Genomic DNA, 11,024 nt, shown 5'->3' with positions numbered 1-11,024 from the left:
ACGTGGATACATGTGTGATATAGATTTTTGGTACTCAATCCATCAAAAATCTATAAATACAGGTTGACTAATCGTAAGAAAAAGCATACCTGATGGTATGCAACTTAGACAACAAAAGTACTTAAATAACATAGTAGAACAAGATCATCGCTTTATAAAGAAGCGAATCCGTTCTATGCTAGGATTCAAATGTTTTGACACAGCTACATCCATTCTTTCTGGAGTAGAAGCCATGCATATGATTAAAAAAGAACAGCTTGATTTACGGGACCAGTCTGTCCAAAATCAGAAAGAATTCATCCATCAATTGTTTGGACTTGCAGCATAAGATACGATTCCGTTAGGAATATATGCGCTTTATTCTCTTTTATTTTATTTTTGCACCAGAACCCTTTAATGGTGAGATATCGGAGATCAAGAAGCCGAGAAGATTATACGAGCAACTAAAATTACTATAAAAATTTCATTTTGTATGTATTTGAAAAACCAAAAGAGCACTTCATAAAAGTGCTCTCGTGACGAGTTTCATTTTCTAAAAGAAAGGAATACACCGTATCATACGAAGCTTTTCTGAAATGCGCTTGTGTTAATTAATTACTATTTGTAAAAAGAGCAGCTAGCAAAAGCTAACTGCTCGGTTCTCCAAGGGGGAACAAGGAGAAAATCTAATGTCATATACAGTATTGACGGAATATTGAGTTTTATTCAGGGAGGAAGAGGGAAATGAACAATTCTAGACTGTCCCAACTTGGTTTTGGTCTGCAATATCAGAATCGTATGTGTTTGTTGCACTAACACCGCTAAAGGTATTGGCAACAAAAGCAACATTTGATGAACCTGAACCATTATAAGCTTTTGTATTTTCCTTTGGAGAAACGTTATAAAAATCACCTAAGTTGAAAGAACCGTTACTATTTTGTACAACCATATTTCCAACAATAGATGGCATTGTTTTCACCTACTTTCTTAGAAAGTATTTAAATTAACATATGGTTTATGAGTCTAGATGTGCATCTGGATCTGAAAATTTAAAAATGAAGGTTGTTAGAAAACCTAATAAAATAATCCTTTTAATAGAAAGCGAGGTTAAAAGAATGGAAGGTAACGTAACGTAAAGCTATTAGGAACAGATGGAATGTATGGGATGGAGTTCACAGGAAGTAAGGTTAATGTTTATAACGATGAAGGATACGTAATGGAAAGTATGACAACAAGGGAGCATGTTCAGGAAGTTATTGATTTTCTTGAAGAGTGCAAAGGACAAATGGAATAGAAAGAGAGGTTACTAGTTGATTAGAAAGAGAAAGGCGACAGCCAAGAAAAAGAATGCACCACGGATCAAACAGAAGAAAGTAACTTATGACGGAATTAACTTTGATTCACAGTCAGAAATGAATTATTACAAGTATTTACAAAACAGGGATGATGTCGGTCGCATAGGGTGTCATCCCTCTTTCACTCTTATACCATCTTTTGAGATTAAGAGCAGCATAACAAAGTCAGGTAAGTCGAAGAAGTCTGCTATGAGGTTTACACCTGATTTTAAAGTAACGTACATAGAAGCTAGAAAGATGGTTATTTCTCAAGAAGAGTTTCAAGTAGATGTTTGGCATATTGAAGAAATTTAACAAAACAAACGAACACAACGAACGAAAATAGATATAGTTAACACCAAAACGACGTCACTTTATAAATCTAATAAAATCAGTGTTTTGAATGTATACTTTTGTTGGTGTTTTCTTCGAAAATATGAAAAGTAACATTAATTCAGTGAAATCAATGTTTTGAATGTAAACTAATATTTAAAAGTTTACATTGGAACGGTTTAAGAAAAATAACATTCACTTCTTATGAAAAGTAGTCATAGGAATACATCCTTCATTGTGGGTGGGTGCACATATGTATAAAAAAATACCCTTGTCCAATCCATTATCATTCTTTAGTCATTTAATATTACAAAGGGGGTGAGAACATGGAAAACAATGAAAAAATCACGTTTCGATTTGTAAAAAAAGATGGGCAAGAAATTAATTTGGGAAATCTTGATGATAAACGAAAAATTGTCATTGTCATTAATAATCAGATTACATTTGCACCGAATACAACACAAATTGCCAGTGGAGCCGGACAAAATAGTGCGGCAGGAAGTAATGCAGCAATCGATTCATCGAATACCCGACAGCAAGAAACGGTGGGCGCTGGAGGCGAAGCGATAAATAAAGGAATTAGTGGGGATCAGATTGAGCCGCATAAAATGAAAAAAGAAACTTCGGATGAAGAGGCAGAATTTGTACTCATCATCAATAATCAAATTAATAGAACCCGTGAGAAACAGGCTAGTGCTACTCAAGTGGCAAGTGGTGGTGGAGATGACAGTGCAGCGGGAACCAACGCTGCCATCGAAAGTTCTAACACCAAACAGCAACATGCAGTGGGAGGCGGAACGGATAGTTCGGCAGTAAACACAGGTGAAGAAGGCGACCAGATAGAAAAATGCGATTAAAGAAGGAAAAATAATGTGAATTTTAAAGATTCTCTCAGCTTATCTGAGGGATTTTTTTTACTTTAATTATATTGGTAATTTGATAATAAACTTAAACCGTATGTATTCAAAGTGAACAAATAATGGATACAGGATTTGGTGCTAGCCTATAAAGAAAAGACGCCCTAAGGTGCCTTCCTCCGACTTGAACCACGTTCATTGGAGGTGTTTTTCATTTGAAGGGAAGAGTACATTACCCAGAAGGAGTAAAGTGGAAAGTGATTGAGTTGAAAAAGGAGGGTTATTCAAATCGCACCATTATGGAAATACTCGGAATTAAAAATGTTTCCCAAATTAAGACATGGATGAAATGGTATCGTACAGATCAAACTTATCGTTTTCAACAACCTGCAGGAAAACAATATCCTTTTGGAAATGGGCCAAAAAAGCTAAGCGAATTGAGCAGATGGTTTAGGTGTTTTGATATGTGTCCCGTTTTCGGGGTTCACTTCAAAGTGGTGTGTTTTCTTTTTTACCTTACAAAATTGTAAGGTAAATGTAAGGGAAATCGAATGAACGGATTTTAGAAAAATGAGAATATTAAGAAGTGATATGATTCATATTTCTTTTGAGATTGAAAAGTTAAAAAACTCTTAAGGATTTATATGACAAAAAGATAAGAAATATATGAGAAATTAATACTATACAAAAGGGATGGAGTGAAAGAGATGTCAACAAATGTAGTTACTGTAGAAAGTGTAGAAAAAACGTATGGGAAAAGAAATGAGAATCAGTCAAAAGCATTAAGGGGTGTTTCATTAAGTATTAAAGAAGGAGAGTTTGTAGGGATTATGGGTCCTTCTGGATCTGGTAAAACGACATTACTAAATGTGATTAGTACACTTGATCAAGCGACAGGTGGTAGTGTAACAATAGCTGGCACAAATATTACTTCTATGAAGGGGAATGCGTTATCAGATTTTCGTTCTCAAAAATTAGGATTTATTTTTCAAGACTTTAATCTACTAGAAAATTTATCAATTTATGAAAATATCGCTTTACCACTTTCCCTGCAAGGCGTACCGTCAAGTGAGATTACTGGAAAAGTCAATGAAGTAGCAAAGAAATTAGGGATTACTGAAATTTTAACAAAATATCCGACTGCTGTTTCTGGTGGACAAAAGCAAAGAACAGCGGCAGCACGAGCTTTAGTACATAATCCGGCAATCGTATTAGCAGATGAACCGACAGGAGCACTTGATAGTAAAAATGCAAAAAGTTTATTAGAAGCGATGCAAGATTTACATGAAAATCACAATGTCAGTATTTTAATGGTTACACACGATGCATTTAGTGCGAGTTATTGTGAGCGTATTCTATTTATTCAAGATGGTCTACTTTATAAAGAGTTAAATCGTCAAGGAACACGAGAAAATTTCTATCAAGATATTTTAGGTGTGCTTGCCCAAATGGGCTCAGCAACTGAGTCGAAGTAAGGAGGCGAGACTATGTTATTCAAATTATCACGTCATAGTATGAAAAAAATGTTAAAGGATTATATGGTGTTACTTATTGGTCTCGTTATTAGTATTAGTATTTTTTACATGTTCCAAACGATGGCGATGAATAGTGAATTTACAAAAGATAATAGTCTCATTAGTAGTATTAGGCTCGTCTTCTGGGTTGGTGCAATATTGCTTTCTTTCATTACAGTTTTTTACATCATATATGCCAATTCTTTTTTACTTACATTAAGAAGGAAAGAACTCGGTATGTACATGATGCTTGGAGCGAAAAAGAAAAAAGTAGCGCAATTATTATTTATTGAGACTTTTGGTATGGGTATTGTCAGTATTATTATCGGTATTTTAGTAGGAATAGTACTTGCTAGTGTAGCAGGAAATTTTTTAATGAATGGAATGGAAATTTCAGCAAAAGGTAATTACGCATCTGTGTACACACCAGCTATATTAGTTACATCTATTTTCTTCTTAATATTATTTTTCATTACTGGTTTAATGAATAGTTTCCGATTATTACGTAAAACAGAATTAGAATTAATACGTGAAGATGAAACGCAAGATGAGGTGAAGAAAAGTAAGACTCGCACTGTTATTATGACAGTACTAGGTGTATTGCTAGTAAGTACAGGATACTATTTTATGGTGAATATAAAAATGTTTGCTGAACTAGGATTTATAATAGCGACAATTGTTACGACAGTAGGAACGTATTTCATTTTTAGCTCATTACTCCCACTTTTTGTAATGAAAATTAAGGGGAATAAAAAACGAAATGAAACGGGATTAAATAGTTTTACTTATGCACAGTTACGTTTTCGAGTAACTAGTTTATCGAGAGTACTAGGCACTGTAGCGATGTTAATTGCATTAGGTGCAGGTGCAATGACAGCAGGTATGGCGTTTCAAAAGAATGTGGGCATTATGACAGACTTCTCACGTGTATATGATGTCGTAATTCATGATCCAAATGAACAAGATAAAGCGGCATTAAAAGAAATGGAAATTGTTGAAGAAAGCAAGTATAAGTATAAAGTAGATGGAGAAGCGGTTTATTATTTACGTAACGACTTAACTGAAAAACCACCACTTATTTCAGATTATTTTGATACAAAGACTTTAAAAGAACCTGCTCGTAAACGTGTGGCTGCACCTTTAACTGAACCTGTCTATTCTGCTTTGGAAGCTCCTGAAGTAGCGAATAAGCTTCCTCGTATGCCAAAAGATTGGGAAGATGCGGTTGTAAGAGAGATACAAATTACACATAATCAGTTTAACGGAAAACCGGTAAGAATTGCAGATGAAGAGCATTACAAAGGAATTCAAGGAACAGAACATACTGTAACATTAGCAAAAGTAGATGATATGAAAAAATATAAACCGTTATTGACAGAAATTGATAAGAGGCAAAAAGAACAAATTGAAAAAACAACAGGTACAAAAGTAGACTTATTTACGAAAATGACAATTTATCAATTTATGAACAGTTTCATGAGCGGAACAATGTTTATGGGATTTTTCCTTGGAATTGCGTTTTTAGCAATGATGGCGAGTTCTCTTATGTTCAAAATATTAACAGGAGCTTCTCGTGATGTACGCCGTTATGAAATGTTACGGAAAATCGGTGTGAGACGTAGTATGTTAACAAAAAGTATATATAAAGAAATCTCATATTTATTTATCTTCCCAGCAATTATTGGAATTTCCCACGTGTTAGTAGGGCTTAACTTATTCAGCTTCATATTAGTTGACCCATTTGTAAAAGTGTGGATGCCAATAGGAATCTTCATAGTAATTTATTTCATTTATTATTGGATTACTGTCCAACTTTATAAAGGTATGGTAATGCCGAAAGAAAAGATAGCGAAATAGGAAAACAATTGAGTCCTTGTTATGAAAACAAGGGCTTTTTCTGTGTTTGTGATACATAAATACGTGTATGCGAGATGTTTTCAAGTCTTTCTGTAATGAATATATAGAAAATTAAGGAAATGTTAAGGGTTTATGTAGTGGAAAGTTAAGAAGTGTATGGGAGACTAATAATGTACAAACAAATTTAGATGGAATTGATATTTTTATAAATTTAAAGGAAAGGAAACGTTGTATGAGGAAGATAAAAAAATTAATAAAACTTATCGGAGTCATCACTATACTATTACTAATCATAGCGTTGGTATTTCCTACATGGACCTCACAAATAAGGGTCAAAAACAGTATAAGTACATTAGAACAAGTAGAGATAAATGGAACTGGTCATGAAATTATGATACGCGGCAAAGATAAGAGTAATCCAGTTATTATCTTTGTACATGGTGGACCAGGTTCTTCGGAAATACCATATGCTCAAAAATACCAAGACTTATTGGAAGAGAAATTCACGGTTGTCAATTACGATCAAAGAGCAAGTGGAAAATCGTATCATTTCTTTGAAGACTATTCTAACCTTTCATCAGATCTACTCGTGGAGGATTTATTAGCTATGACGGATTACGTTTCAAAACGTCTAGGCAAAGAAAAAGTAATTTTAATAGGCCATTCTTATGGTACATATATTGGAATACAGGCTGCCAACAAAGCTCCTGAAAAATATGAAGCATATATTGGCATTGGACAGATGAGCGATACAGTAGAAAGTGAGATGGATAGTTTAAACTACGTTATTGAACAGGCACAAAATGCTGGGAATGCGGATGAGGTTTCACATTTAAAAGGGTTAACTGAAAAAATTAAAAATGGTGATACATATACCCCGCGAAATTATGTTGCGAAATATGGTGGAACATCAAGAATCATTGAAAATCCAGATGGTGATAACATGGGGATGTTATTCAGTAATGAATATAACTTGTTAGATGTAATTCGTTATAACGTTGGATTATCACACTCTCAAACTGTCTTATTAGAAAAAGACTTAAAGAATCCATTACCTACTAAAGTAACTAAACTGAAGTTACCGCTTTATTTTCTTATGGGTAAATATGACTATAATACTTCATTTCATGCAGCTAAACAGTATTTTGATAGGATTGAAGCGAATCAAAAAGAATTTATAGCTTTTGAAAACTCAGCACATTACCCTCAATTTGAAGAGAAGGAAAAGTTTTATGAGTGGTTGTGTGATACATTCGTAAAATGAAATTAAATAAAAAAGCACTTATTTTTAAAATAAGTGCTTTTTTATAGTATATAATCGATCAAGAAGGAAAATGTTGGATAATAGTCGAAAGATATAATACAACTTCAGAGAAATGACGAGAATCGATATGTTTTGTCGAGAGAGGAGTTATTTTATTAAAAGATATAGGTACTATACATAGTTTTAGTTTCTGAATATTCATTTAAATAGAAGGGGTAATAGTTATGTTCATTCGAATTGGTAAGTGGTGTGGGGTTACTTGTTTACAATTATTTGCTGCAATCTTATGTATAATCTGTCTAGGTGCGCTCCCTCGGTTATTTAAGGGATTACAAATTGATTTAATCGGTTTTTGGAATGCAATTATATATGTTGGTGAGAAAGTACTTCACCCAACTGAAATTACATATGGTTTTCAAGCGCCGAGAAAATTATTTCCGCAAATTTGGATCCATTATATTGAAACGATGATAGTATTTCTTTCAGCATTTTTACTTTCTTTATGTATAGCGTATGTACTTGTTGTTTTTGTACTGCAGCGAACTCATATGAAACAAAGAATATGGAATGGGATTTTTCTTACCCTTGAGAGCATACCAGATATTTTACTTATTTTATTATCGCAACTTCTTCTCGTAATTATTTTTCAAAAAACAGGGTTTATGCCAATCAAACTGGCTGGATTAGGAGAAGAAAGAGTACGTTTGTTACCGATTATATGTCTTACAATACCAACAACGTTATTGTTTATTAAACTTTTGTTATTAAGGTTCAGAGAAGAATTAGAGAAAGATTATAGTATGTTTGCCAAGAGTAAAGGGTTAAGCTTACGGCATATTTTGACACATCATATTTCAAGAAATGTTTTATTGACGACAGTTTATTATGCGAAAACAAATATTTTATTTATGCTATCCAATTTATATATTATTGAATGGATTTTTAACACATATGGAATGTTTGTATTTGTAAAAGAACATTCGAACATAGAAATTTTCACAGTAAGTTTAATTATATTATATGTACCGATTTTTATCTTGTTTCGTTTATTACATACGCTTTTGCAAAATGTTATAAAGGAGCGTGCGTAATATGTGGCAAGTTGTTAAAAAAGATGTAAGGTTTTGGTTTGGTGTAACCTTTTTAAGTGTCCTTATGATTGTTAGTATTGGGAATACGTTGTTTTTCGATGGGAATATTCGTGAACTAACGATGATGTATAACGCAAAAGGAGAATTAGAGGTTGCTCCGTTTTCACCATCGAGTAAATTTTGGTTCGGAAGTGATGCGAAAGGCCGCGATCTTTTTCAACTAATAATAGAGGGAGCGAAATGGACGGTTGGTGCGAGTTTAATTATAGCGATTTTACGAGTAATTATTGGAGGGGGCATAGGCTTACTTCTCGGTATGTATAGTCGGCGTTCTTTTCCAATTATTTCGTCCTTTTTTGACCCATTCAGCATTGTACCAATGGTTATGATTTCCTATTTTATATTAAGGGGAGTTTTAATGTTCGACAGTGGAGAGGCAGCTGCTCCGTTTCATTTGCGAGTTGCGTTTCAAATTATAGTTCTTGCATGTCTTGCAGTACCGACAGTTATGTTGTATGTAGCGCAAGAAGTCAAGCGTATTAAGAAAGAAGAATTTATGTTGGCGGCCACTGTGCTCGGCGGGAGTAAGTGGCAGAGGTTGAAACGCCATGTATGGCCGCATATGCTACCATCATTTCTTTTATTAGTAGCCCAGCAATTTGTAAGTACTTTATTACTCCTCTTGCATCTTGGTTTGTTAGAATTATTTTTTGGCGGAACAATAATTTTTGGTATAGAGGCAGATAGTGTAACAAAAGAATGGACAGGCTTAATTGGCCAAAATTTTCGTCACTTAACTACACATACATGGATTGTACTTATACCAATCGCTTTCTATAGTATGACAATCTTGTCAGGAAATTTAATTAGTAATAGTATGCAAGATGCGATTAAACTAGGAAACGTAAGAAGGCCGAAGAGAGAAAATAAAGAAGTGAAAGTAGAAAAGCGAACACAGCCTACCGTGAATGATTTTTCATTTCATAGAGAGGTATCAAAATAGGAAAAGGTAGCTGAAGACAAAAAGTTTTCAGCTACCTTTCTTTTATAGTTTAAAGTGGTGGTAAATCAATCTTACCTTCTTCAAATAATTCTTTTATCATATGTTTCGTATAACCAGCTGCTTGACCAAATGTGATTTTTGCTGGCATTGGTGCTTCATTTACATCTACAACTACATCAATAATGCATGGTTTACTTTGTTTTACCGCATTTTCAAAGGCAGGAAGTAAGTCATCTAAATGTTCTACACGGTATCCAATACCACCGCACGCCTCTGCGTATTTTGCGAAATCAGGATTCGTTAAGTCTGTACCAAATTCAATATTCCCCATAACTTCTTGTTCGAATTTAATCATAGCAATTTTATTATTGTTTAATACAACGACAACAATGGGTAGTTTATATTTAACAGCTGTTACGAAGTCGTTCATTGTCATTCCAAACCCGCCGTCACCACAAACTGCAAATACTTGTTTATCTGGGAAAGCAATTTGTCCAGCAAGTGCACCAGGTAAACCGCAGCCAAGTGTTGCAAGCCAACTAGAAATGATAAATTTCTGGTTTGTCATACGGAAGTGCCTTGCAGTCCATACTGTTACATTTCCGACATCGACTGAAAGAATTGCGTCATCTTCTGCTACTTTCTGCAATGCATGCATAACTCGTTGTGGTTTAATTGGAGTAGAAGAATCTTCTTCTTGAGTGTGTAATTTTTCTTCCCACTTTTTCATCATTTCTTGATGATGCTCTAAGAAGGAATGGTCCTCGTGTTTTTCTACATTTTCAATTAACCATTTTAATGTTTTATCAGCATCACCAGCTAAGCCGATATCTGTCGCATAACGTTTCCCGATTTGGGCAGGGTCTGTATCAATATGAAGTGTTTTTGCTTTTTCGGGTAAGAAACCAGTGAACGGATAAGAAGTACCAACCATAATTAAAGTATCCGCATGCTTCATTGCTTCATAAGAAGGTTTCGTCCCGATTAATCCTAATCCACCGATACAAAGAGGGTGTTCATCAGGAACAATCCCTTTAGCTGGTAATGTAAGTACGATTGGAGCACCGATATGTTCTGCAAATGCAAGTAAAGAATCTCTCGCATGTTTAGCTCCTTTTCCGGCTAAAATAACAGGTTTTTTTGCTTCATTAAGTGCGAGTTTCGCTACAGCTAAATCTTCTTCTTGCGGAAATATTTCTGGTAATGTAAAGGAAGAGTTTGTAATGCGCGCACCATTTTTCACTTCAAATTTTGGAACATCATCTGGAATTGTAAGAACAGAGACACCTTTTTTTGTATATGCCATTCGAATCGCTTGATTAACTACAGCAGGTAACTGTTCAGCTGACATTATTCGTTGGTTATAAACCGCGACATCATCAAACATTCTTTCTAAGTTTACTTCTTGGAAAAAATCCGTTCCGAGTAAATCACTTTCGACTTGTCCTGAAATTGCTAATACGGGAGCTTGATCGAGTTTCGCATCATATAAACCATTTAATAAATGAATAGCTCCAGGTCCTGCAATAGCCATACAAACACCAAGTTTTCCTGTTAATTTCGCATAGGCTGCCGCTGCTAACGCACCAGCTTCTTCATGGCGAACTTGAATAAATTTAATTTTATCTTGTTTTTTTCTTAAAGCTTCAATAATAGAATTAATGGAATCTCCAGGCATACCATATATGTGTTCTACACCCCAGTCAATTAAAAGATCCACTAATGCTTCACCGGCTGTTTTTCCAAACATAATCGTTCCTCCTTATAATAGGTAGATACTATTATGTTTTGG

The 11,024-nt window shown here is 34.5% G+C and carries 10 protein-coding genes and 2 pseudogenes; 10 read left to right on the top strand and 2 right to left on the bottom strand.

Translation table 11 applies throughout. The features are described 5' to 3' along the window. Positions 1-79: 79 nt before the first annotated feature. A pseudogene (locus MR155_RS26200) lies at positions 80-328 on the top strand (DDE-type integrase/transposase/recombinase); the annotation flags it as partial. Between the two features lie 405 nt (positions 329-733). Here the strand turns inward: MR155_RS26200 and MR155_RS26195 are convergent. Next, a complete protein-coding gene (locus MR155_RS26195; protein ID WP_098855789.1) occupies positions 734-949 on the bottom strand; it encodes a spore germination protein in 216 nt (71 codons plus the stop codon). A gap of 186 nt (positions 950-1,135) precedes the next feature. Here MR155_RS26195 and MR155_RS26190 point away from each other — a divergent pair, with 186 nt between their 5' ends. The 9 genes and pseudogenes from MR155_RS26190 to MR155_RS26150 all read left to right on the top strand — a co-directional run bounded on the left by MR155_RS26190 (position 1,136) and on the right by MR155_RS26150 (position 9,232). Next, a complete protein-coding gene (locus MR155_RS26190) occupies positions 1,136-1,273 on the top strand; it encodes a hypothetical protein (protein WP_219302226.1) in 138 nt (45 codons plus the stop codon). Positions 1,274-1,289: 16 nt separating this feature from the next. Next, positions 1,290-1,628 (top strand): DUF1064 domain-containing protein, encoded by a 339-nt coding sequence (locus MR155_RS26185; RefSeq protein ID WP_219302227.1) that lies wholly within the window; start codon positions 1,290-1,292, stop codon positions 1,626-1,628. 344 nt (positions 1,629-1,972) lie between these two features. Next, complete coding sequence (locus MR155_RS26180) at positions 1,973-2,503, top strand: hypothetical protein (RefSeq protein ID WP_219302228.1); 531 nt, start codon at positions 1,973-1,975, stop codon at positions 2,501-2,503. A gap of 215 nt (positions 2,504-2,718) precedes the next feature. Then, positions 2,719-2,949, top strand: a pseudogene (locus MR155_RS26175) (helix-turn-helix domain-containing protein); the annotation flags it as partial. A 252-nt stretch (positions 2,950-3,201) separates the two neighbouring features. Continuing rightward, on the top strand, positions 3,202-3,978 hold the full coding sequence (locus tag MR155_RS26170) for an ABC transporter ATP-binding protein (RefSeq protein ID WP_080025008.1): 777 nt from the start codon (positions 3,202-3,204) through the stop codon (positions 3,976-3,978). A gap of 12 nt (positions 3,979-3,990) precedes the next feature. Beyond that, positions 3,991-5,874, top strand: coding sequence for an ABC transporter permease (locus MR155_RS26165; protein WP_242311505.1), 1,884 nt, complete (start codon positions 3,991-3,993; stop codon positions 5,872-5,874). Positions 5,875-6,106: 232 nt separating this feature from the next. After that, positions 6,107-7,138: an alpha/beta fold hydrolase gene (locus MR155_RS26160; protein ID WP_242311504.1), complete on the top strand. Its 1,032-nt coding sequence runs from the start codon at positions 6,107-6,109 to the stop codon at positions 7,136-7,138. A gap of 224 nt (positions 7,139-7,362) precedes the next feature. Continuing rightward, entirely contained in the window at positions 7,363-8,229 is an 867-nt protein-coding gene (locus MR155_RS26155; RefSeq protein WP_242311503.1) for an ABC transporter permease subunit, read from the top strand. A gap of 1 nt (position 8,230) precedes the next feature. Next, positions 8,231-9,232 carry an ABC transporter permease subunit gene (locus MR155_RS26150; RefSeq protein ID WP_242311502.1) on the top strand — a complete coding sequence of 334 codons (1,002 nt, stop codon included), beginning with the start codon at positions 8,231-8,233 and terminating at the stop codon, positions 9,230-9,232. 49 nt (positions 9,233-9,281) lie between these two features. Here MR155_RS26150 and MR155_RS26145 read toward each other — a convergent pair whose 3' ends face one another. Next, positions 9,282-10,982, bottom strand: a complete 1,701-nt coding sequence (locus tag MR155_RS26145; RefSeq protein ID WP_242311501.1) for a pyruvate oxidase — start codon at positions 10,980-10,982, stop codon at positions 9,282-9,284. Positions 10,983-11,024: the final 42 nt, after the last annotated feature.

The organism is Bacillus cereus group sp. BfR-BA-01331, from assembly GCF_022663915.1.
GTDB lineage: Bacteria > Bacillota > Bacilli > Bacillales > Bacillaceae_G > Bacillus_A > Bacillus_A mycoides.
The sequence above is the reverse complement of the archived record's forward strand: the minus strand, read 5'-3'. Positions and strand labels throughout refer to the sequence as shown.

Bases quoted from the DNA above. Each gene is read 5' to 3' on its own strand.
- MR155_RS26195 (WP_098855789.1), bottom strand. From the start codon at position 949: ATGCCATCTATTGTTGGAAATATGGTTGTACAAAATAGTAACGGTTCT.
- MR155_RS26190 (WP_219302226.1), top strand. From the start codon at position 1,136: ATGTATGGGATGGAGTTCACAGGAAGTAAGGTTAATGTTTATAACGAT.
- MR155_RS26180 (WP_219302228.1), top strand. From the start codon at position 1,973: ATGGAAAACAATGAAAAAATCACGTTTCGATTTGTAAAAAAAGATGGG.
- MR155_RS26165 (WP_242311505.1), top strand. From the start codon at position 3,991: ATGTTATTCAAATTATCACGTCATAGTATGAAAAAAATGTTAAAGGAT.
- MR155_RS26160 (WP_242311504.1), top strand. From the start codon at position 6,107: ATGAGGAAGATAAAAAAATTAATAAAACTTATCGGAGTCATCACTATA.
- MR155_RS26155 (WP_242311503.1), top strand. From the start codon at position 7,363: ATGTTCATTCGAATTGGTAAGTGGTGTGGGGTTACTTGTTTACAATTA.
- MR155_RS26150 (WP_242311502.1), top strand. From the start codon at position 8,231: ATGTGGCAAGTTGTTAAAAAAGATGTAAGGTTTTGGTTTGGTGTAACC.
- MR155_RS26145 (WP_242311501.1), bottom strand. From the start codon at position 10,982: ATGTTTGGAAAAACAGCCGGTGAAGCATTAGTGGATCTTTTAATTGAC.